The sequence below is a fragment of the Pseudonocardia sp. EC080619-01 genome (assembly GCF_001420995.1).
GTDB lineage: Bacteria > Actinomycetota > Actinomycetes > Mycobacteriales > Pseudonocardiaceae > Pseudonocardia.
In genome coordinates, this window is sequence record NZ_CP012184.1 from 5,676,435 (window position 1) to 5,698,632 (window position 22,198).

The window sequence follows — 22,198 nt, forward strand, 5'->3', positions numbered from 1 at the left end:
GATCACCGGTCGAGCAGCTGGGCCAGGTGCAGCGCCGGCCGGTCGCGCAGATCGGCGATCTGCGTGCGGCAGGAGAAGCCGTCGGCGAGTGCGACGGCGCCGGGGGCGGCGTCGAGTGCGGGGAGCAGGTTCTGTCCGGCGACGGCGACCGACACCTCGTAGTGGCCGCGTTCGACGCCGAAGTTGCCGGCGAGCCCGCAGCATCCGGCCAGGTTCCGGACCCGGGCACCCGTCGAGGCCAGCAGGTCGGCGTCGGGTTTCCAGCCCAGCACGGCGTGGTGGTGGCAGTGGGGCTGGACGACGAGTTCGAGGTCCGACAGGTCCGGCGGGGTCCAGCCGGGGGTCTCGGCGAGCAGCTCGGACAGGGTCCGCACCGCCGAGGCGACGGGTGCGGCGTCCGGGTCGTCGGGCAGCAGCTCGCGGACGTCGGAGCGCAGCACCGCGGTGCACGAGGGCTCGATGCCCACGATGGGGATGCCGGCGCGGGCGTCGTCGGCGAGCGTGGCCACGGTCCGGCGCAGGATCTTCTTGGCCGGGTCGAGCTGCCCGGTGGTGATCCAGGTCAGGCCGCAGCACACGGTGGAGGACGGCAGCCGCGGCTCGTAGCCCGCCGATCGCAGGACGCGGACGGTGGCCTCGGCGACCTCGGGGGAGAAGGCGTCGGAGAACGAGTCGGCGAACAGCACCACCGGGGTCCGGTCGGATGCCGTGGGGCGGAAGAGCCTGCGGAAGGGGCGGCGGGCGAAGGCCGGGACCGAGCGGCGGCCGTCGACACCGGCGAGCCACAGCAGAACCGGGCCGAGGCCGGGCAGGCGTACCGCGGCGTTGGCCAGGCGCGGGGTCCGTCCGGCGATGCGGGCCCAGAACGGCAGCTTGCCGAGGGTGTAGTGCGAGCGTGGGCGCAGCCGCCGGCGGTAGGTCTGGTGGAGCGCCTCGGACTTGTAGGTGGCCATGTCGATGCCGGTCGGGCAGTCCGAGGCGCATCCCTTGCAGGACAGGCACAGATCCAGGGAGTCGTGCACGGCCGGGTCGGACCACACGAGCTCTCCGCGCACGACCTCCTGCAGGACGCGTGCGCGTCCGCGGGTGGAGTCCTTCTCCTCGCGGGTGGCGAGGTAGGAGGGGCACATGACCCCGCCCGAGGCGGAGTTGTCGGCCCGGCACTTGCCGACCCCGGTGCAGCGGTGGACGGCCTGGGCGAGGTCGCCGTCGTCGTGGGGGTAGGCCATCGCCAGGTGTCGTCGGCCCAGCGGGAAGGTTCCGGCGACGCGGACGTCGGCGTCGACCGGGTCGGGGTCGACCAGGACGCCGGGGTTGAGCAGGTTGCCGGGGTCGAAGGCGTGCTTGACGGCGCCGAACAGGGCGATCGCGTCGGCGGAGTACATGTGGGGCAGCAGCTCGGACCGGGCGCGGCCGTCGCCGTGCTCCCCGGACAGCGAGCCACCGAACTCGCCGACCAGCTGCGCGGCGTCGGTGAGGAAGTGGCGCAGCACGGTGCTGCCGTCGGGCCGGTCGAGGGGCACGTCGAGCCGGACGTGCATGCAGCCGTCCCCGAAGTGCCCGAACGGGGCCGAGGTCATGCCGTAGGAGTCGACCAGCTCGTCGAAGCGGGCCAGGTAGCGGCCGAGCTGCTCGGGCGGCACGGCGGCGTCCTCCCACCCGGGCCAGGCGGGCCGGTCGGACGGGGCGCGCCCGGCGAGGCCGGCGCCGTCCTCGCGGATGCGCCACAGCCGGGCCTGGACCGCGGGGTCCTCGACGACGGTGGAGTCGTCGCCGATCCCGTCGGCGGCGAGGCGGCGGGCCCGGTCGAGGACCTCGCCGGGCTCGTGGCCGGCGAGCTCGACGAACAGCCACGCCTTGCCCCGCGGCAGGGGCGGGACGGCGTCGGGGCCGCGGCGGGCGCGCAGGACGTCGAGCAGCCGTGAGTCGAGCCCCTCGCACGAGGTGGGGCCGTGGGCCACGACCGACGGTGCGGCGTGACCGGCGGCGACGATGTCGGAGAAGCCGAGCACCACCACGACCCGCACCGGTGCGTCCTCCACCAGATTCACCGTCGCCCGGGTGATCACCCCGAGGGTGCCCTCGGACCCGACGAGAGCACGGGTGAGGTCGAAGCGTTCGGGCAGCAGGTGCTGGGCGGCGTAGCCGGAGACCTGCCTGCCGAACCGGTCGAACTCCAGGCGGGCGGTCTGCAGGTGCCGCGAGACCGCGGCCCGGACGCCGGAGACGACGGTCTCCGAGCCGCGGGCGTACGGGACGCCGTCCTCGTAGCCGGTGACCAGACGGTCACCGGCGGCGGTGAGCAGTTCCAGGCCGGCGACGTTGTCCGAGGTGCGCCCGTAGGCCAGCGAACGCGACCCGCACGCGTTGTTGCCGATCATTCCGCCGATCGTGCACCGGGGGTGGGTGGAGGGGTCCGGCCCGAACCGGACACCGGACGGGGCGGCGGCACGCTGCAGGACCGCGTGCACCGTGCCGGGCTCGACCACGGCGGTGCGCGAGTCGGGATCGACCGAGAGCACCCGCCCGAGGTGGCGGGAGAAGTCGATGACGATCCCGCGGCCCACGGCGTTGCCCGCCACCGAGGTCCCCGCTCCGCGGGAGGTGACGGGCACCCCGGTCTCGCGCGCCACGGCGAGGACCGCGGCGACCTCGTCGACGTCGCGGGGGCGCACGACCGCCAGCGGCGGGATCCGGTACAGCGAGGCGTCGGAGGCGTACATCCCCCGGGTGGCTGCGTCGGCCCGCACCTCCAGGCCGGCACCCCGCAGCGCCGCCTCGACCCCGTCCGTCCCTGCGCCCGCGAGTAACATGTTACTTCCCACGGCTAACATGTTACTCATGCCGAGGCTCGTGCTGTCCACCGATGCGCCCTCGCTGGCCGCCGGGGTGGCTCAGGCCGTCCGGGACGCGGTGGCCGCGGGCGAGCTCGTCGCCGGCGAGACGTACTCGGTCTACCAGCTCGCCGACGAGCTCGGTGTCTCCCGCAGCCCGGTTCGGGAGGCGTTGCTGCAGCTCGCCGAGGCCGGGCTGGTGCGGATCGCGCGCAACCGGGGTTTCCAGATCGTCGTGCCGACCGCGCACGACATCGAGGAGATCATCGAGATCCGGCTCGCCCTCGAGCCCGCGGCGGCCGGGCGCGCCGCGCGGGAGGGCTCGGACGCCGACCACGACACCGTGCGCGCGGCGCTGGCGGACATGACGGATGCCGCGGCCCGGGACGACGAACAGGCGTTCTGGGCGGCCGACCGGACCCTGCACGACCGCCTGCTGCGCGCTGCGGGCAACGCGCGTGCGGCCGCGATCGTCGAGCGGCTGCGGGCCACCACCGCCCTGCTCGGTCCGCCGACGACCGCCGGTGGGCGCACCCTGGCCGAGATCGTCGCCGAACACGAGCCGGTCGTCGCCGCGGTGGTGCTCCGCGACGACACGTCGGCCGAGGTGGCCATGCGGGACCACCTGGAACGGACCGGTCGTCTCCTGGTCGAGCGCCTCGGTGCGCACTCCGTCCGCGACGTCGCCGCCGGCGGGCACGTCGAGCGGTCGGGCTGACCGGACCCGTCCTGGCCGATCACGGCCGGGCGGTCGTGCACCCGCGCCCGACGTGGCCTCGCCGTCGCGGCAGGCCGCGGGCGTGCGGATCCCGGGTGGGTCGCGGGCATCACCCGGGCGGGTGGTGACCGTCGACACATCTGATGACGTCCGCCGTCTCCGGCTAACGGCTCCGTCCGTACCGCGATGTCGTGACATCACCGCCGTCGTGGGAGTCGTGGGGAGGGGCGCCGCCGTGGACCGGGTTCCTCCGTACGTCGCGCGGGACGCACCCGCCGCACCGCCCGCGCCGGTGGTCCCGGCACCCCGCCGTCCGTCCGGCGGACCGCCGCGGACGACCGCGCGGCCGTGGTGGGACGTCCCGCCCGGCCCGCCGGTGGAACCGGCCGGCCCGCCGGACGCCGACGGCCGTCTTCCCGGCTTCCCCGCCGCGCTGCTGCCCCGCCCGCCGCGGCCGCCCCGCGTGGTCGGCGGCGGCCTGCTCGTCGGCATCGCGACGCTGATCGGGGTGTTCACGCTGGTCGTCGGCGCGGCCACCGCCGCGGGGCCGGTCCCCGGCACCGCGGTGGCGGCCGCCGAGATCTCCGAGTGGCGCGACGGCGGCGGCCGGACCCGGGTGGACGCGATCACCCGCGACCTCGCGGCCGTCGTCCGCGCCGGTGAGCGCCGTGACGTGGCCGCGATGGGCGACGCCTGCCGGGACCTGCGTGACGACGTCGCGGCCGCGCGGGCCTACCGGCCCATCCCGGACGAGCGGGCCCAGGCGTCCTGGACGGCCGGTCTCGACGCCGGCGCCGACGGTGCGCGGCACTGCGTCGCCGGGACCGCGCTCGCCGATCCCGGCCTGCTCCGGCAGGCCGCCGACGATCTCGACGCGATGAGTGCCCACGTCGACGCGGTGGCGGCCCGGATCGCCGAGCCCACCGGGGGGTGAGCGGGGGTCACCGCAGTGACGGAGTCCTCGTGTCGTAGCCACGCCTCGTGCCGATCCGGCGCGGACGGCCGCGCAGCACCTCGCGGAAGGTCGCGGCCGAACCGGTGACGACGAGTGCGGCGAGCAGGATCTGGGTCAGCATCGTTCTTCCTCCGGTCGGTGACGGGTGGCTCCGGCGGTGCCCGGGCGTTGCGCCCGGAAAGGAGCCACGACCGAGGATCCGCCGGTCCCGGTGACCCGGACAGGGGCAGGAAGGACAGCGCCCGGCAACTTCCTGCCAATCCCGTCCACGGCACGCGTGGGCGACCCGACCCCGGCGCCTGCGGGCGCGGAGGTCCCGGCGGGGCTAGTGTGCGCGGCTGTCGGGTCCGGACGAACGGGGAGGATCATGAAGTCGCGGTCGCAGCCGGCGGTCCAGGAGGACGGCCGGGCCGCCCCACAGCGGGATCCGGCGGGCGGGTCGGTGCTGAGCCCCGTTCCCGTCGCGACGGTCGCGAGCCGTGGCACGGTGATCGGCAACGGGCTCACCTGGCTCGCCGCCTGGAGCCTGCGGGTCGCGCTCATCGCCGTCGGGCTCGTGATCGCCGGCTGGGTGATCGGCACGTTCTGGGTGGTCGTCTGGCCGGTCGTGCTGGCGATCCTGCTCACGACGGTGCTGCGCCCACCGGCCGGCTGGCTCATCCGGCACCGCGTGCCACCGGCGCTCGCGTCGATCGTGGTGCTGCTCGTCGGGATCGGCGCGGTCAGCGGGCTGTTCGTCGCCATCGCCCCGTCGGTGGCGGGGCAGACCCAGCAGATCACCACCGGGGTGATCCAGGCCGTCGGGCAGATCCAGCAGTGGGTCAGCGGCCCGCCGCTGAACCTGGGCGACGGCCAGATCGGTGACATCATCAACCAGGTCACCGCGCAGCTGCAGCAGAGCATCACCGCGATCGCGGGTGGCGTGCTGACCGGCGTCTCGACCGTCGCGTCCGGCCTGCTCGCACTCGTGCTCGCGCTGGTGCTGACGTTCTTCTTCGTGAAGGACGGGCCGCGGTTCCTGCCGTGGATCAGCGCCATCAGCGGGCGCACCGCGGGCCGGCACCTCACCGAGGTGCTGTCCCGGATGTGGTCGGTGCTCGGCGGCTTCATCCGGGTGCAGGCCCTGGTGAGCCTGATCGACGCCGTGTTCATCGGCATCGGCCTGGTCCTGCTCAGCGTGCCGCTGGCGCTGCCGCTGGCGATCCTGACCTTCCTCGGCGGCTTCATCCCGATCGTCGGTGCGTTCGTCGCAGGGGCGCTCGCCGTGCTCATCGCGCTGGTCACCCAGGGCTTCACGACCGCGGTGCTGGTGCTCGTCCTGATCCTGGTGGTCCAGCAGGTGGAGGGGAACGTCCTGCAGCCGTTCCTGCAGGGGCAGAGCCTGAAGCTGCACGGTGCCGTCGTGCTGCTCGCCGTCACCGCGGGCAGTTCGCTCGCGGGGATCGCCGGTGCGTTCCTCGCGGTCCCGGTCGCGGCCGTCGTCGCGGTGCTGCTGCGCTACCTGGGCGAGCAGATCGACATCCGGGACCAGCGGTTCTCGGAGGAGCACCCGGACGAGATCGAGGACGGCGCCGGGGACACGACCGCCGAGGTGCCGGCACCGGCGGAGTCCGGGGCGGACGACACCACCGGACGGAACGGCGCGACCACCGTGGCGGCCACCACGGCCGGGACCGCCGACCCCGGCGACGCCGCCGGGACCGGCGGGACGGCGCCGGCCCCGCCCGACTCCGCCCGGCAGGACGGCCGCTGAGCGCCCGTCGGCGGACGCGGCGGCACCGGGTTCAGCGGCGCCCGGGCAACCGGTCGATCCCGAGGATCCGGTCCAGCGCCCGGTACCGGAACGCGAGCCACAGCAGCACGAACCAGGTCAGCAGCGACGGGACGACCACGCTGAACACCGGCCGTGCCGCGCCGGTCAGGCCGAAGTACGTCGACAGCACCGGGGTGAACACGACCCCGGCGAACGCGGCCGTGAGCGCGAGGACCAGCCAGGCGGGGCGCCGGTCGGCCACCGGCGCCGTCCACGCGGCGAAGATCCGGTGCGGCGGGCGCAGGAACAGGATCAGCACGAACGAGGCCAGGCTGACGAACGTGGACAGCCCGGTCTGGGCGCCGATCGTCGCGGCGGCCTCGGCGAAGTCGGCGTCCCGCCCGTAGGTCAGACCGGTGTAGGACTGGAACGCCTGCACGACCTGGTCCGGGGTCCGGCCACTGGTGAGGCCCTGCAGGATCGCCTGGTGGAGTGTGGTGTAGACGATCGCGCCGATGCTCGCCGTCACCACCGACGCCGGGACGACGAACCGGGCCAGGTTCCCGAGCAGGTCCGGGTCGGGCTCGTCCTCGCGGGCCCACATCGTCAGGAAGAACGTCGGCACACCCACCGTCAGCAGGGTGAGCCCGACCTGGGTGGGGGAGTACGGGAAGCCCAGCCCGAGCATCGCCACGATCGCGATGACCAGGCCCTGGGTCGCGACCCGGGCGAGGAACACGTACATCGAGACGGCGATGCCGTCGATGATCCGGCGGCCCTCGGCCCGCGCCGGGAGCAGCGCCGAGAACGAGTCGTCCACCAGCACGATGTCGGCGACGTCGCGGGTGACGGGCGACCCGCTGCGCATCGCGACGCCGACGTGGGCGCCCTTGAGCGCGCGGGCGTCGTTGACCCCGTCGCCCAGCATCGCCACGTACCCGCCGCCGCGGCGCAGGGCGGCGACGATGCGCTCCTTCTGCTCGGGCGCGACCCGGCCGAACACGGTCGTGCGGGCGACGAGCCGGTCGAGCCCGGCGTCGTCGAGCGCGTCGAGCGAGGGCCCGGCGACCGGGTCCCCGGCGTCGAGCCCCGCCTGGACGGCGAGCGCGGCGACGGTCCGCGGGTCGTCCCCGGACAGCACCTTGATCGCGACGCCGCTCCCGGCGAACCGGGCGATGCTCTCGACCACCTCGGGCCGCAGCTCGTCGGCCAGCGCGACCAGCGCCACCGGCTCCAGCCGGGGCAGCGCGGGGCGCCCGTCGCGGCGCAGCCCGGCCGCCGGGTCCGCGGCCCGGGCCAGGAGCAGCACCCGCAGCCCGAGCGCCGTGCGCCCGTCGACGGCACCGTCGGGCAGCGCGGTGGTGAGGTGCGGGGCGAGTGCGTCGGGGGCGCCGAGCACCCAGGCGCCGTCGTCGGTGACCTGGCCGGACCACCGCTGCGCGGAGGTGAAGGGGACCTCGTCGCGCAGCTCCCACGGCTCGCCGGGCAGCGCCGCGGCCAGCGCGGCCGAGGTGAGGTTCGGGTCGGACACGGCGGCGGCGTAGCGGGCGAGCACCGGATCGGGGTCGGTCCCCGCCAGGGGCTCGGTCTCCTTCAGCCGCAGCCTGCCGGTGGTGAGGGTGCCGGTCTTGTCGGTGCACACGACGTCGACGTGGGTGACCGACTCGACCGCGTTGACCTGCTGGACCAGCGCGCCCTTCCGCGCGATGCGGGCGGCCCCGCGGGTGTAGGCGACGGCGATGAGGAAGAACAGCCCGTAGGGCACCAGCCCGGACAGCACCGCGGTGATCTGGACGACGCGCAGCAGGGAGAAGCCCTCCAGGAACGCCTGCGCCAGGATCGCACCGCTCATCAGCACGACCAGCGCCATCGTCAGGCGCACGACGAAGTCGATGCGGCGCTGCAGCGGCGTCGCGTCCGTCGTCGCCCGGCGGGCGTCGAGGGTCAGCCGGCCCGCGTAGCTGCCGGCGCCGACGGCCTCGGCGCGCTGCCGGGCCTCCCCGGCCACGCAGTGGCTGCCCGACCGGAGGACGTCGCCGGTCTCCTTGACGACCGGGTCGGACTCGCCGGTCAGCAGCGACTCGTCGGCCTCGGCCCGGCCGGTGAGCACCGGCCCGTCGACGACGATCTGGTCACCGGCCCGCACGAGGAGCACGTCCCCCGCGACGACGTCGGTGCCCGCGACCCGCTGCTCGGGCCCGTCCCGGACGACGGTGACACCGGCCTCGTCGAGCAGCTGGAGGTTGTCGAGCTTGCGCTTCGCCCGGATCTCCTGGACGGCGCCGATCACGGCTTTGATCAGGCCGAGCCCGACGCTGACCAGGGCGTCGTTGTAGCGGCCGAGCACCAGCAGGATGGCGCCGATCGCGAACAGGATCGAGTTGTAGAACGAGAAGACGTTGGTGCGCAGGATCGTCGCGTAGGTGCGCGAACCGCCCGAGACCGGCGCGTTCACCAGTCCGGCCCGGCGCTGTGCCGCCACCTGGCCGGCGGTCAGGCCGTGCTCGGGCGGTGCCTCGAGGATGCCGGCGGTCATGGTCCTCCCCAGCCGATGTGCCGTGCCGGGGGCCGATCATGGCAGGTGAGGCTGTGGCCCACCTGTGCGCGCACACGGACCCCGGCGGAAACCGGATGAACCGCCCGGATCGTGCGGTTAGGCTGCTCCCATGAGACGAGGCATCTGGGCCCAGAGGCTGCGCACCGCCCGCTGACGGCGGCGCCCTCTCCCCGTTCGATCCGCGCCCGCCGTCCCGGTCCCGCCGGGCGGCCGTCCCGTGCTGCCCGGCCCACTGCGAGCCGCGGAGCGATCGTTGCACCCCATCTCCGAACCCATCCTGTCCGCCCCCGCCGTCGAGGCGGGCGGCAGCGCCCACGTCCGCGCCGAGAACGTGTCCGTGACCCGCGGGTCCCGCCGCGTGCTCGACGACGTCTCCGTCACCGTCGCGGCCCGGTCCCGGATCGCCGTCGTCGGCGAGAACGGACGCGGGAAGACGACCCTGCTGCACGTCCTCGCCGGGATCGTCCGGCCCGACGAGGGCACCGTCCGCCGGGCCGGCACGGTCGGCCTCGCCCGTCAGGAGCTCCCGGCGGGAGCGGGCGAGACCGTCGGCACCCTCACCGGCCGGGCGCTGGCCGCGAGCCTCGGCGCGCTCGGCGCGCTCGACGAGGCGGCCCGTGCGATGGCCGCGGGCGACCCGGCCGCCGGCGACCGCTACGCCGCGGCGCTCGAGGCCGCGACCCGGCTCGACGCGTGGGACGCCGAGCGTCGCGTCGACATCGCGCTCGACGCGCTGGGTGCCTGCACCGACCGGGACCGCGAGCTGACGACGCTGTCGATGGGGCAGCGCTACCGGGTCCGGCTGGCCTGCCTGCTCGGCGCCCGGCACGACGTGCTCCTGCTCGACGAGCCGACCAACCACCTCGACGCCGACGGCCTGGACTTCCTGACCCGGACGCTGCGCGCGCACCCCGGTGGGCTCGCCGTCGTCAGCCACGACCGGGCCCTGCTGCGCGACGTCGCCGACCGCTTCCTCGATCTCGACCCCACCCGGGACGGGCGGGCCCACCTGCACGCCGGCGGCTACGACGCGTGGCAGGACGGCCGCCGCCGGGAACGGGAACGCTGGGAGCAGGACGTCGCCGAGCAGCAGGCCGAGCACCGGCGGCTCCGGGAACAGGTGTCGCAGGCCCGTGACCGGCTCAGCACCGGATGGCGCCCCGACAAGGGCACCGGGCGACACCAGCGCCAGTCCCGGGCCCCGGGCGTGGTCCAGGCCCTGCACCGCAGGCAGGAGGAACTGGAGGCGCACCGGCTCGACGTGCCGGTCCCGCCGCCGGTGCTGCACTGGCCCGACCTCGGCGTCCGGCCGGGGGCGCCGCAGCTCCGGGCGCACGGCGTCGCCGTCGACGGGCGGCTCGGCGGCCCGGTCGACCTGACCCTCGACGGCGGCGACCGGCTCCTCGTCACGGGCCCGAACGGGGCCGGGAAGTCGACCCTGCTGGCGGTGCTGGCCGGTGCGCTGACGCCGTCGTCGGGGGAGGTGCGGACGGCGCCGGGTGCCCGCGTCGTCCGGGTCACCCAGGAGACCGCCGCACAGGACCCGGACCGCACCGCCTGGGAGGCGCACCGCGCGCACGCCGGGCGGCTGGTGTCCCGCGGCGTGCTCGCCGAGTCCGACGTCGTCCCGCTCGGGTCGCTCGGCCTGCTCGACGCCGAGGCGGCGCGCACCCCGGTCGGCCGGCTGTCGGAGGGTGGGCGCCGCCGGCTCGACCTCGCGCTCGCACTGGCCGGGCGGCCCGGGACGATCCTGCTGGACGAGCCGACCAACCACCTGTCGGCGGCCCTCGTGGACGACCTGACCGCGGCGCTCCGGCGGACGGGCGCCGCCGTCGTCGTCGCGACGCACGACCGGCAGCTGCTGCGCGACCTCGCCGGCTGGCCGCGGCTGGAACTGCGCGCGGGAACCGGGAGAATCGGGCGGAGCACCGGTGTCCGATCCGGCCCGGCCCGTTCGTCAGCAGGGTGACCGCACCGAGAACGAGGGAAGGATCCACCGATGGCCCGCTACGTGTTCCTGATGTACGACGCCGAGGACTGGTACGACACCGCCGACGAGCAGGGCGTCGCCGACGAGGTCCGGCTGCACGAGGAGTTCATGGCGGCCGTGCGCGAGGCCGGCGCGGAGGTCGTCGGCGGGGAGGCGCTCGAGCGCTCCGCCACCGCGAGCACCGTGCGGCGTGCCTCCGGCGGCGACCCCCTGGTGACGGACGGCCCGTTCGCCGACACCAAGGAGGCACTGGGCGGCTTCTACGTGATCGAGGCGCCGGACCTCGACGTGGCGCTCCGGCTGGCCGCGGTGTGCCCGGCCGGGAACGTCGAGGTCCGCCCGGTCATGGACCTGCCCGACGACGGCGGCACCGGCTGACCACGGTGCCGGACGCCGCGACGGCCGTCCGGCGGGCGTACCGGGAGTCGTGGCGGGTGGTCGTCGCCGCCACGGCCCGGTCCGTCCGGGACCTCGACCTGGCCGAGGACTGCGCGCAGGAGGCGTTCGAGCGGGCGCTGCGCAGCTGGCCGGACGGGGTCCCGGACAACCCGGCGGGCTGGCTCACCACGACCGCCCGCCGGATCGCTCTGGACCGGCTGCGCCGGGACACGGCGATGCGGCGGAAGCTCCCGCTGCTCGTCGAGCCCCCGCCCGGCGGCGGCAGCGACGACGGCAGCGACGACGGCGCACCCACCGATCCGCTGCGCCTGGTGTTCACCTGCTGCCACCCGGCGCTCGCCCGCGAGTCGCAGGTCGCGCTGACCCTGCGCCTGGTGTGCGGGCTCGACGTCCCCTCGATCGCCGCGGTGATGCTGAGCGGGGAGGCGGGCGTCGCACGGCGGATCACCCGGGCCAAGCACAAGATCGCCGCCGCCCGGATCCCGTTCCGCGTCCCGCCCGACGACGAGCTGCCCGCCCGTCTCGACACCGTGCTGACCGTCGTGCACCTCGCCTACACCGCCGGGCACACCGGGTCCGGTGAGCGTCTCGCCGACACCGACCTGACCGGACGGGCGACCGGGCTGGCGCGGATGCTCGTCCGGCTGCTGCCCGGCGAGCCCGGCCCGCGCGCGCTGCTCGGTCTGGTGCTGCTCACCGAGGCACGCGGCGGCTCCCGCACCGACGACGGCGGGGACCTCGTCCTGCTCCCCGACCAGGACCGGTCGGTCTGGGACCGGCGCCTGGCCGCCGAGGGGCTCGCGCACACCACCGCGGCGCTGCGGACGGGCCCGCCGCACGGCAGGTTCGCGTTGCAGGCCGCGGTCGCCGGTCTGCACGCGGTGGCCCCGAGCTGGGCGGACACCGACTGGGCCCAGCTGGCACGGACCTACGACGCGTTGCTGGCGGTCTGGCCGTCCCCGGTCGTCGCCCTCAACCGGGCCGTCGTCCGCGGGCGCCTGCCCGATGCCGATCCGGCGGCGGTCCTGCGCGAGATCGACGGGCTCGCGCCGGGGCTGGCGGGCTACCCGTACCTCCCGGCGGCGCGGGCCGACCTGCTGGCCCGGCTGGGGCGGAGCGGCGAGGCCGCCGCGGCCTACGGGACGGCGCTGGAACTGACGACGAACCCGACGGAGCGGCGGTTCCTGGAGCGGCGCCGTTCCGCGCTCGTCGCCGCGAGCGACCCGGAGGTCCCGGAGGTCCCGGAGGTCCCGGAGGTCCCCGGAACGACGGGGTGACCGGCGTCAGCCGTCGCGGCGGGCCGGGACGACGGTGTGTGGTGTCCGCTCACCGGCCCGCGCCGCACGGACGGTCCGGCTCCGCACCGTGAACCCGGCGCCGCCCAGCCGGTCCGCCGGCTCGTCCGGTCACGGTGCGGGCTCGACGGCGTCGAGTGTCCGGCGCAGGCCGCTGTCGAACAGCGGCTCCGCGCCACCGGGCCCGCGGACCGCCGCCCCGCCGAGCAGCCGCGCGAGCACCGGCAGCCCGTCGGACCGGCCGGAGCGTTCCAGGTCGTGGGCGGTGGGGAGCCGGTCCCCGGCGAGCGCGGCCGCACCGCGGACGTAGCCGTGCACCAGGTGCAGCACCTCCACCGCCTCGGGAAGCGGGCGGCCGCGGTCGACGGCGTGCGCGAGCAGCGCCTCCGCCCACCCGCACTCGGCCGGCCCGGCGGTGCGGTCGCCCGCCATCAGCGGCACCGCCCACGGGTGCTCGGCCAGCACGTCGCGCAGCGCCGTCGCCCACCGCTCGCAGCCCGCCCGCAGGGACCGTCCGGCCAGCTCGGGCGGTGCGCCGAGTGCCTCGTCCAGTACGAGGTCGACCAGGGCCTCCTTGCCGGGGACGTGCCGGTACAGCGACATCGGCGCGGTCCCCAGCTCGCGGGCGAGGCGGGGCATCGAGAGGGCGGCCAGCCCGTCGGCGTCGGCGACCGCCAGCGCCGTGGACACGATCGTCGCCCGGTCCAGCGACGGCCGGGCGGGGGCGGGCGGCGCGGCCCAGCGCAGGTCGGCGGTCACGAGATGATCATGACACGCGGTGCGTGGAGGGGCCTACGCCTGTGGCGTACGCCTTACGCACGACCGGTCGTCCCGTCGCGCAACGGCCGCTTCGTAGGGTGGCGGTCATGGAGTGGTGGGAGGTCGCGGTCATCGCGCTGGCCGGGCTGTGGGCCGGGTTGATCAACACGGTGGTCGGCTCCGGGACGCTGGTGACCTTCCCGGTGCTCGTCGCGCTGGGCTTCCCGCCGGTCACCGCGACGACGTCGAACGCGGTCGGTCTCATCACCGGGAGCATCACCGGCGCGGTCGGCTACCGCGCCGAGCTGGCCGGGCACGGCCGGCGCCTCGCGCGCTACGCGGTGGCCTCGCTCCTCGGCGCGATCGTCGGTGCCGCGCTGCTGCTGACACTGCCGCCGGACGCGTTCGAGTCGATCGTCCCCGTGCTCGTCGGCCTGTCGGTCGTCCTGGTCGCGGTGCAGCCCCTCATCGCCCGGCGGCTGCGGAACCGGGAGCGGCCGGACCGGACGTCGTCCCCGCTGGTCTACCTGGCCGTGTTCCTCATCGGGATCTACGGCGGCTATTTCACCGCCGCCCAGGGGATCATGCTCGTCGGGGTGCTGGGGCTGCTCGTCGCGGACCCGCTGCAGCGCCTCAACGCCTTCAAGAACGCGTTGTCGTCGGTGGTGAACCTGGTCGCCGGGATCATCTACGCGGTCGTCGCGCCGGTGGACTGGGCGGTCATCGGGATCATCGCCGCGAGCTCGATCGTCGGCGGGCTGCTCGGTGCCCGGATCGGGCGCAGGCTCCCGCCCACCGTGCTGCGCGGGATCATCGTCGTGATCGGCGTGACGGCGATCGTGTTCCTGCTTCTGGAGTGACCCGGCGGTGACTGTCGGTGGCCCGTGCTCTGCTGGTCACCGGCACACCGAGCGAGGGGACCGGCCACGTGGAGGACGAGCGGGCCGCCGAGCTGGCCGTCGCGTTCGCGGCGCTGGCCGGGCGGGAGATCGGCGGCGCCGAGGCGCGGGCCGCGGTCGCGCACGCCCGCGGGCTCGGCCCGGCCGAGGCGAACGCGATCTGGGCGCGGCACCGGCGCGCTCCCCGCACCGTCGCCCTGCGCGACTACCTCGCGATGACCCTGCGGTTCGTCGAGCAGGATCCGGCACAGCGCTGATCCCCGTTCGGGTCGTTCCGTGCGCCGCACCGCCCCGGTGGTGCGAGCATGATGCTCCGACCGACGACCCCCGCGAGGAGACCGCGTGACGCACGCCCTGCTCGACGCCGCGGAGGCGGCCCTGCCGTCGATGCTCGACGACCTGCGCGGCTACGTCGAGATCGAGACACCGAGCGACGACCGCCCCAGTCTGGAGAAGGGCCTGGCCTGGCTGGACGGCCTGGTCGCCGAGCGGTGCGGGCCCGCGTCGTCGTCGGAGTCGGTCGACGGCGGTCCGTACGGCGACGTCCGGGTGCTGGACCTCGCGGGCTCGTCCGCCGCGCCGGTGCTGCTGCTCGCGCACTACGACACGGTCTGGCCGGTCGGGACACTGGCCGGCATGCCGTTCGCCGTCGACGGCGAACGGATCACCGGCCCCGGTGTCTTCGACATGAAGGCCGGCCTGGTGCAGGCGCTGTGGGCGATCCGGATCGCCCGCGGCGCGGGGCTGGCGCTCCCGCCGCTGCGCCTGCTGCTGACCGGGGACGAGGAGATCGGCTCCCCGGCGTCGCGCCCGGTCATCGAACGGGCCGCGGACGGCGTTCGCGCGGCACTGGTGTTCGAGGCCGCCGGTCCGGGCGGTGAGGTGAAGACCGCGCGCAAGGGCGTCGGGATGTTCCGGGTCGACGTCGACGGCGTCGAGGCGCACGCCGGGCTCGACCCGACCGCCGGGACCAGCGCCGTCGACGAGCTCGCCCGGGTGGTGCTGGCCCTGCACGGCGCCCGCGACCTCGACGCCGGGACCAGCGTGAACGTCGGCGTGGTGGGCGGCGGGAGCCGGTCCAACGTCACGGCAGGGCGCGCCTGGGGCGAGGTCGACGTCCGGGTGTCGAGCGCGGAGGAGATCACCCGGATCGAACGGGTGCTCGCGGAGCTGCGGCCGGCCGACCCGGCGGCGGCGCTGCGGATCTCGGGGGAGTGGAACCGGCCCGTGATGGAGCGGACCCCGCGGACGGCCGAGCTGTACGGGATCGCGCGGTCGGCGGCGTCCGGGATCGGGGTGGACCTGCCCGAGATCGCCGTCGGTGGGGCCAGCGACGCGAACTTCCTCTCCGTGCGCGACGTCGGCGTCCTGGACGGTCTCGGCGCGCTGGGTGCGGGGGCGCACGCCCGGCACGAGCACGCACTGGTCTCCGGGATGGTCCGCCAGACGGCCCTGACCGCGGCGCTGCTGCACGCACTCGCCTGATCCCACCCGGCCGGGCGAGGGGGAACCGGTGCTTTCACCGGCGTCACACGGGACGCGCGGTGGGATGGCACGGTGAGCACGACTGGGCCGAACGCCACCGACGACACCTCCGCGGCCGGTTCCCCGGCCACCCCCGCGCGGGACGCCGAGCGGCTCGAGCGCGCGGTGCTCGAGGTGAAGCGGGTGATCGTCGGCCAGGACCGCCTGGTCGAACGGATGCTCGTCGGCCTGCTGGCCAAGGGGCACCTCCTGCTGGAGGGTGTCCCGGGCGTCGCGAAGACCCTGGCGGTCGAGACCTTCGCCCGGGTGGTCGGCGGCAGCTTCTCCCGGCTGCAGTTCACCCCGGACCTGGTGCCCGCCGACATCCTGGGCACCCGCATCTACCGGCAGGGCCGCGAGGAGTTCGACATCGAGCTCGGCCCGGTCGTCGCGAACTTCGTGCTCGCCGACGAGATCAACCGTGCACCGGCGAAGGTCCAGTCCGCGATGCTGGAGGTCATGGCCGAGCGGAAGCTGTCCCTCGGCGGCCGCGACCACCCCATGCCCGACCCGTTCCTCGTGCTCGCGACCCAGAACCCGATCGAGAACGAGGGCGTCTATCCGCTGCCCGAGGCGCAGCGCGACCGCTTCCTGTTCAAGCTCCTGATCGAGTACCCGGGCGTCGAGGAGGAGCGGGAGATCATCTACCGGATGGGGGCGACCCCGCCGGAGCCCACCCAGGTGCTCAGCCCCGCCGAGCTGGTGCGGCTGCAGCGCACCGCCGCCGACGTCTTCGTGCACCACGCCCTGGTCGACTACGTCGTCCGGCTGGTCGTCGCGACCCGGCTCCCGGGTGAGCACGGGCTCTCCGACGTCGCGTCCTGGATCGCCTACGGCGCCTCGCCGCGGGCGTCGCTGGGCATCGTGGCAGGCGCCCGCGCGCTCGCGCTGGTCCGGGGCCGGGACTACGTGCTGCCGCAGGACGTGCTGGAGGTCGCGCCGGATGTGCTGCGGCACCGTCTCGTGCTGTCCTACGACGCCGTCGCCGACCAGGTGCCGGTCGACCACATCGTCTCCCGTGTCCTGCAGACCGTGCCGTTGCCGCAGGTCAGTGCCCGTCCGGGCACGGCGCCCGCGCCCGCTGCGGCACCGGCCGGTCCGGCGTGGCCGCAGGCCGGCGGCCCGGACCAGGCCGGTCCCGGCACCGGTGCGGCGAGCGGCCCGGCAGGTGGCCCGGCGTGACGGCGGGGGAGCCGGCGGGCGGCGCGACCGCCGATCTCGCCCGGCTGGAGGCGTCGCTGCGCACCCTGGAGCTGACCGTCCGCCGGCGGCTCGACGGCCTGCTGCAGGGCAACCACATCGGCCTGCTCCCCGGCCCCGGCAGCGAGCCGGGGGAGGCACGCGCCTACCAGCCCGGTGACGACGTCCGCCGGATGGACTGGTCGGTCACCGCCCGCACCACCAGCCCGCACGTCCGGGAGACCGTCGCCGACCGGGAGCTGGAGACCTGGGCCGTCGTCGACCTGTCCCGCAGCATCGACTTCGGCACCGCCGACACCGACAAGCGCCACCTCGCCCTGGCCGGGCTCACCGCCGTCGCCCAGCTCACCGTCGGCGGCGGGAACCGGCTCGGCGCCGTCGTCGCGAACGGGGCCGAGACGATGCGGCTGCCCGCGCGCGGCGGCCTGGTGCACGCCCGCGGCCTGGTCCGCCGGGTCGCCACCGCCCCGCCCGCCCCGGAGGGGGTGCGCGGCGACCTGACCGCGGCGCTCGACCAGCTGCGCCGCCCGCCCCGCCGCCGGGGCCTCGTCGCGGTGGTGTCGGACTTCCTCGGCGAGCCGGTGTGGGAGCGCTCGCTGCGGGCGCTGTCCGGGCGGCACGACCTGCTGGCGATCGAGGTCGTCGACCCGCGGGAGCTGGAGCTGCCCGACGTCGGCACGGTCGTGCTCGCCGACCCGGAGACAGGGCGCCAGCGCGAGGTCGCGACGACGCCGCTGCTGCGCCGCGAGTTCGCCGCCGCCGCGTCGGCGCACCGGGACCGGGTCGCGGCCGCGCTGCGCCGCTGCGGCGCCGCGCACCTGACGCTGCGCACCGACCGGGACTGGGTCGCCGACATCGTCCGGTTCGCCGTGGCCCGCAAGCACGCCTGGTCCGGCGGCGGGGCGACGCCGCGCGCGGGGAGGCCCGCATGACGTTCGCGAGCCCCTGGTGGCTGCTCGGTCTCCTCGCCGTCGCCGGGCTGGTCGCCGGCTACGTCTGGCTGCTGCGCCGGCGTCGCCGCGACGTCGTCCGGTTCACGAACCTGGAGCTGCTGGAGACGGTGGCGCCGGAGCGCCCCGGCCGGTGGCGGCACCTCCCGGCGATCGCGATGATCGCCGCGCTCGCGGTGCTGACGGTGGCGCTGGCCGGCCCGCAGGCGATGGCGAAGGTCCCGCGCAACCGGGCCACGGTGATGCTGGTGATCGACGTGTCGCTGTCGATGAAGGCCACCGACGTCGCCCCGACCCGGCTGGCGGCGGCGCAGGCCGCGGCCAAGCAGTTCGCCGACCAGCTGACCCCGGGCGTCAACCTGGGTCTCGTCTCGTTCGCGGGGACGGCCGCCGTGCTGGTCTCGCCGACGACCGACCGCAACGCGGTGAAGAACGGCGTCGACAACCTGCAGCTCGCCGAGTCCACCGCGACCGGCGAGGCGATCTTCACCGCCATGCAGTCGATCGACACGTTCTCCCGGTCGCTGCAGGGCGGGCCGGACCAGCAGGGGACGCCGCCGCCGGCCCGGGTCGTGCTGCTCTCCGACGGCACCCAGACCGTCCCCGGCCCGGACGGCGAGAACGAGCCCCGCGGCTCCTTCACCGCCGCGTCCGACGCCCAGCGTCGCGGCATCCCGGTCTCGACCATCTCCTTCGGCACCAGCTACGGCTCGATCGAGCTCGACGGCGGGCGCACCCCGGTCGCCGTCGACGACGCGTCGATGGAGCGCATCGCGTCGCTGTCCGGCGGCCGGTTCTTCACCGCCGCCACCGAGTCGGAGCTGCGCGCGGTCTACTCGGACCTGTCCGAGGAGCTCGGCTACGAGGAACGCGAGGTCGACGCGAGCAGACCCTGGATGATCGGCGGGGTGCTGCTGCTCATCGGCGGGCTCGGCGCCGGGATCCTGCTCGGGCGGCGGCTGCCGTGACGCGGGTGAGCCATGTCCCGTGGTGATCTCCGCCGGTACCGGCCGGTAGTGCGTTAGGTTCTGCCCCCGTGGGACGCAGCGTGCTCGTGACCGGAGGAAACCGCGGCATCGGCCTGGCGATCGCCCAGGCGTTCGCCGCCCAGGGCGACCAGGTGGCGGTGACCTATCGCTCCGGCAAGGACGGGGTGCCCGACGGCCTGCTCCCGGTGCACTGCGACGTCACCGACGCCGAGTCGGTCGACGCCGCCTTCACCGAGGCCGAGGCCGCGCACGGCCCGATCGAGGTGCTCGTCTCGAACGCCGGGATCACCGACGACGGCCTGCTCATGCGGATGAGCGAGGAGTCGTTCACCGGGGTCGTGGACGCCAACCTGACCGCCGCCTACCGGGTCGCCAAGCGCGCCTCGCGGGGCATGCTGAAGGCCAAGGCCGGCCGGATGGTCTTCGTCTCGTCGGTCGTCGGGCTGTCCGGCTCGGCGGGCCAGGTGAACTACGCGGCGTCCAAGTCCGGGCTGGTCGGTCTCGCCCGTTCCGTCGCCCGCGAGCTCGGCAGCCGGGGTATCACGGCGAACGTCGTCGCCCCCGGGTTCGTCGACACCGACATGACCCGCGCGCTGTCCGACAAGCGCCGCGAGGAGATCCTCGGTTCCGTGCCGCTGGGCCGCTACGCCGAGCCGGCCGAGATCGCCTCGGTCGTCACCTTCCTCGCCTCGCCCGGCGCGGCCTACGTCACCGGGGCGGTCGTCCCGGTCGACGGCGGCGTCGGCATGGGCCACTAGACACCCCGAACCCGCGCCACCACCCCGAAAGGACGACATGGGACTGCTCGACGGCAAGCGCCTGCTGATCACCGGAGTGATCACCGACGCGTCGCTGGCCTTCCACTCCGCCAAGATCGCCCAGGAGCAGGGTGCCGAGGTGGTGCTCACCGGGTTCGGCCGGATGCGCCTCGTCGAGCGGATCGCGCAGCGGCTGCCGAAGCCGGCCCCGGTGGTCGAGCTGGACGTGTCGGACCAGGAGCAGCTGGACTCGCTCGCCGACCGGGTACGCCCGCACCTGGGTGACGACCCGCGCCTCGACGGCGTCCTGCACTCGATCGGGTTCGCGCCGGCCGGTGCCCTCGGCGAGGGCGCGTTCCTCACCGCCGAGTGGGAGGACGTCGCCACCACGATCCAGGTCAGCGCCTTCTCGCTGAAGTCGCTGGCCATGGCGTGCAAGCCGCTGATGGGGCCGGGCGCCTCGATCGTCGGGATGGACTTCGACAACCGGCAGGCGTGGCCCGCCTACGACTGGATGGGCGTCGCGAAGTCGGCGCTCGAGTCCGTCACCCGCTACCTGGCCCGCGACCTGGGCAAGGACGGGATCCGGGTCAACCTGGTCGCCGCCGGGCCGGTGAAGACGATGGCAGCCAAGTCGATCCCCGGCTTCGGCGCGTTCGAGGACGTCTGGGACAAGCGTGCCCCGCTGGGCTGGGACATGAACGACCCGGTGCCGGTCGCGAAGACCGTCTGCGCGGTGCTGTCGGACTGGATGCCGACCACCACCGGCTCGATGGTGATGGCCGACGGCGGGGTGCACGCGGTCGGCGTCTGACGCCGGGCGCGCGGGCGCCGGGGCCGGGGTCGATAATCGGACCCGTGCCCGAACACCCCTGCACCGACCCCGACGCCATCCTGGTGCTCAGCTTCGGCGGTCCCGAGGCCCCCGACGAGGTCCGTCCCTTCCTGGAGAACGTGACCCGGGGCCGCGGGGTCCCGCCGGAGCGGCTCGACGCCGTCGAGGAGCACTACCAGCACTTCGGGGGCGTCTCGCCGATCAACGCCCGCAACCGGGAGCTCGTCGAGGCGATCGCCGCCCGCACCGAGCTGCCGGTGTACTTCGGCAACCGCAACTGGCACCCGTTCGCCGAGGACACCGTCCGTGAGATGGCCGGGGCGGGCGTCCGGCGGGCACTGGTGTTCGCCACCAGTGCCTACGGCGGCTACTCGGCCTGCCGGCAGTACCACGAGGACATCGCCCGGTCCCGCGACGCGGTCGGCGACGTGGCACCGGAGCTGGTGAAGCTGCGGCACTTCCACGACCACCCGGACTTCGTGCGGGCCAACGCCGACGCCGTCCGGGCCGCGCTGCTGGGCCTGGACGACGACCAGCGCGAGCACGCCCGCCTGGTCTTCACCGCGCACTCGATCCCGAACTCCGCCGACGCGGCCGCGGGCACCCCCGCCGAGGGCGGGCACCGCTACTCCCGCCAGGTCGCCGAGACGTCGGCGCTGGTCGCGGCCGAGCTGGGTGTCGACGACTTCGACGTCGTCTGGCAGTCGCGGTCCGGCCCGCCGCAGGTGCCGTGGCTGGAGCCCGACATCGTCGACCACATCGACGACCTGCACGCCAAGGGCGTCCCGGCGGTCGTCGTCGCGCCGGTCGGGTTCGTCTCCGACCACGTCGAGGTGATCTGGGACCTCGACAACGAGGCCGCCGAGCGGGCCGCGGAGCACGGCATGGGCTTCGCCCGCGCCGCGACCGCCGGCCCGGACCCGCGGTTCGCCGACATGGTGATCGCGCTGGTCCGCGAGCACACCGACGGCGCGGACGCGCCCCGGCTGGGCGTCGTCCCCGCCGCCGGGTGCACCCGCGACGGCGCGCCGTGCGCGGTGGACTGCTGCGTCCCGCAGCGCCGTCCGGCCCGGCCGAGCTGAACCCGGGCCGTCAGGCGCGCACGATGCGGGCGAGGTGCGCGGGCACGTCGACCCGGGTGCCCGCCGGCTCGCCGTAGGACGCCGCCAGGTCCGGGGTGACGACACCGCGGTAGGTGGTGCGGCCGACCGACTCCACCGACCAAGCCGGCCCGGTGAAGGCGGTGCGGATCTCCGACTCGTCGATGACCGGCCCGAACTCGGCGTCCGCGCCGGTCCGGGCCAGCGCCAGGAGGTGCACGACGCCGCCCGGCCGCACGATCCCCGCGAGCCCGCGGGCGTAGCGGGCCTGGTCGCCGGCGTCGAACACGTGGAACAGGGCACTGTCCAGGACCGTGTCGAACGGCCCCAGCCCGGCCGGGTCGAGGGCGTCGGCGACGGTGAACCGGGCGGTGACGCCGGCCGCCGCGGCGCGGGCCCCGGCCCGCTCCACGGCGGCGGCGGAGCCGTCCGCGCCGACGACGTCGTACCCGCGGCGGGCCAGCAGGATCGTGTGCTCGCCGGTACCGCAGCCGAGGTCCGCGACGGCTCCGGTGAAGGCGCCCGCGTCGGCGAGTGCGACGACCGCGGGCTGCGGCTCGCCGATCACCCAGGGCGGGTCGCCGTCGCGGTAGGCCTGCTCGAACCGGGCGACCGGCGGGGTGACGTCCATGGTGTCCTCCTCCTCGAACGGATCCCGGCCAGCCTGCGAGCTGAAGCCGGGT

The 22,198-nt window shown here is 75.4% G+C and carries 20 protein-coding genes; 15 read left to right on the plus strand and 5 right to left on the minus strand.

Going from position 1 to position 22,198, the window contains the following annotated elements:
* Positions 1–2 precede the first annotated feature (2 nt).
* Positions 3–2,813 (minus strand): FAD-binding and (Fe-S)-binding domain-containing protein, encoded by a 2,811-nt coding sequence (locus tag AD017_RS26090; protein WP_060575875.1) that lies wholly within the window; start codon positions 2,811–2,813, stop codon positions 3–5.
* 28 nt (positions 2,814–2,841) lie between these two features.
* Here AD017_RS26090 and AD017_RS26095 point away from each other — a divergent pair, with 28 nt between their 5' ends.
* Entirely contained in the window at positions 2,842–3,552 is a 711-nt protein-coding gene (locus AD017_RS26095; protein WP_060575876.1) for a GntR family transcriptional regulator, read from the plus strand.
* Positions 3,553–3,787: 235 nt separating this feature from the next.
* Positions 3,788–4,486 (plus strand): hypothetical protein, encoded by a 699-nt coding sequence (locus AD017_RS26100; RefSeq protein WP_060575877.1) that lies wholly within the window; start codon positions 3,788–3,790, stop codon positions 4,484–4,486.
* 7 nt (positions 4,487–4,493) lie between these two features.
* Here the strand turns inward: AD017_RS26100 and AD017_RS37095 are convergent, their stop codons facing one another.
* The gene (locus AD017_RS37095; RefSeq protein ID WP_010240261.1) at positions 4,494–4,628 is read right to left on the minus strand and encodes a hypothetical protein; all 135 of its coding nucleotides are present in this window, start codon (positions 4,626–4,628) and stop codon (positions 4,494–4,496) included.
* Positions 4,629–4,874: 246 nt separating this feature from the next.
* Between AD017_RS37095 and AD017_RS26105 the strand changes: the two genes are divergently transcribed.
* The gene (locus tag AD017_RS26105; RefSeq protein WP_075314273.1) at positions 4,875–6,260 is read left to right on the plus strand and encodes an AI-2E family transporter; all 1,386 of its coding nucleotides are present in this window, start codon (positions 4,875–4,877) and stop codon (positions 6,258–6,260) included.
* A gap of 31 nt (positions 6,261–6,291) precedes the next feature.
* On the opposite strand, the gene AD017_RS26110 is transcribed toward AD017_RS26105, so the two are convergent.
* A complete protein-coding gene (locus AD017_RS26110) occupies positions 6,292–8,796 on the minus strand; it encodes an HAD-IC family P-type ATPase (protein ID WP_060575878.1) in 2,505 nt (834 codons plus the stop codon).
* A 283-nt stretch (positions 8,797–9,079) separates the two neighbouring features.
* Between AD017_RS26110 and AD017_RS26115 the strand changes: the two genes are divergently transcribed.
* From AD017_RS26115 to AD017_RS26125, 3 genes are read left to right on the plus strand one after another with little or no spacing between them, the layout of a single operon-like run.
* Positions 9,080–10,786 carry an ABC-F family ATP-binding cassette domain-containing protein gene (locus AD017_RS26115; RefSeq protein ID WP_349675490.1) on the plus strand — a complete coding sequence of 569 codons (1,707 nt, stop codon included), beginning with the start codon at positions 9,080–9,082 and terminating at the stop codon, positions 10,784–10,786.
* Positions 10,787–10,816: 30 nt separating this feature from the next.
* Positions 10,817–11,185 carry a YciI family protein gene (locus tag AD017_RS26120; protein ID WP_010229691.1) on the plus strand — a complete coding sequence of 123 codons (369 nt, stop codon included), beginning with the start codon at positions 10,817–10,819 and terminating at the stop codon, positions 11,183–11,185.
* 5 nt (positions 11,186–11,190) lie between these two features.
* Positions 11,191–12,483 carry an RNA polymerase sigma factor gene (locus AD017_RS26125; protein WP_060575880.1) on the plus strand — a complete coding sequence of 431 codons (1,293 nt, stop codon included), beginning with the start codon at positions 11,191–11,193 and terminating at the stop codon, positions 12,481–12,483.
* A gap of 129 nt (positions 12,484–12,612) precedes the next feature.
* Here the strand turns inward: AD017_RS26125 and AD017_RS26130 are convergent, their stop codons facing one another.
* Positions 12,613–13,260: a TetR/AcrR family transcriptional regulator gene (locus AD017_RS26130; protein ID WP_060575881.1), complete on the minus strand. Its 648-nt coding sequence runs from the start codon at positions 13,258–13,260 to the stop codon at positions 12,613–12,615.
* A 107-nt stretch (positions 13,261–13,367) separates the two neighbouring features.
* Between AD017_RS26130 and AD017_RS26135 the strand changes: the two genes are divergently transcribed.
* The 9 genes from AD017_RS26135 to AD017_RS26175 all read left to right on the plus strand — a co-directional run bounded on the left by AD017_RS26135 (position 13,368) and on the right by AD017_RS26175 (position 21,497).
* Positions 13,368–14,120 (plus strand): sulfite exporter TauE/SafE family protein, encoded by a 753-nt coding sequence (locus AD017_RS26135; protein WP_010229696.1) that lies wholly within the window; start codon positions 13,368–13,370, stop codon positions 14,118–14,120.
* A gap of 17 nt (positions 14,121–14,137) precedes the next feature.
* Positions 14,138–14,416 carry a hypothetical protein gene (locus AD017_RS35525; protein ID WP_060575882.1) on the plus strand — a complete coding sequence of 93 codons (279 nt, stop codon included), beginning with the start codon at positions 14,138–14,140 and terminating at the stop codon, positions 14,414–14,416.
* Positions 14,417–14,501: 85 nt separating this feature from the next.
* A complete protein-coding gene (locus AD017_RS26145) occupies positions 14,502–15,644 on the plus strand; it encodes a M20/M25/M40 family metallo-hydrolase (RefSeq protein ID WP_082398976.1) in 1,143 nt (380 codons plus the stop codon).
* A gap of 72 nt (positions 15,645–15,716) precedes the next feature.
* A complete protein-coding gene (locus AD017_RS26150; RefSeq protein WP_060575883.1) occupies positions 15,717–16,865 on the plus strand; it encodes a MoxR family ATPase in 1,149 nt (382 codons plus the stop codon).
* A complete protein-coding gene (locus tag AD017_RS26155; RefSeq protein ID WP_060576622.1) occupies positions 16,862–17,815 on the plus strand; it encodes a DUF58 domain-containing protein in 954 nt (317 codons plus the stop codon). The genes AD017_RS26150 and AD017_RS26155 overlap by 4 nt, the downstream gene beginning before the upstream one ends.
* Entirely contained in the window at positions 17,812–18,801 is a 990-nt protein-coding gene (locus AD017_RS26160) for a VWA domain-containing protein (protein WP_010225225.1), read from the plus strand. The genes AD017_RS26155 and AD017_RS26160 overlap by 4 nt, the downstream gene beginning before the upstream one ends.
* A gap of 68 nt (positions 18,802–18,869) precedes the next feature.
* A complete protein-coding gene (gene fabG / locus AD017_RS26165) occupies positions 18,870–19,580 on the plus strand; it encodes a 3-oxoacyl-ACP reductase FabG (RefSeq protein ID WP_060575884.1) in 711 nt (236 codons plus the stop codon).
* 37 nt (positions 19,581–19,617) lie between these two features.
* Complete coding sequence (gene fabI, locus AD017_RS26170; RefSeq protein ID WP_010225228.1) at positions 19,618–20,394, plus strand: enoyl-ACP reductase FabI; 777 nt, start codon at positions 19,618–19,620, stop codon at positions 20,392–20,394.
* 44 nt (positions 20,395–20,438) lie between these two features.
* Positions 20,439–21,497: a ferrochelatase gene (locus AD017_RS26175; protein WP_060575885.1), complete on the plus strand. Its 1,059-nt coding sequence runs from the start codon at positions 20,439–20,441 to the stop codon at positions 21,495–21,497.
* A 10-nt stretch (positions 21,498–21,507) separates the two neighbouring features.
* On the opposite strand, the gene AD017_RS26180 is transcribed toward AD017_RS26175, so the two are convergent.
* A complete protein-coding gene (locus AD017_RS26180) occupies positions 21,508–22,146 on the minus strand; it encodes a bifunctional 2-polyprenyl-6-hydroxyphenol methylase/3-demethylubiquinol 3-O-methyltransferase UbiG (protein ID WP_060575886.1) in 639 nt (212 codons plus the stop codon).
* Positions 22,147–22,198: the final 52 nt, after the last annotated feature.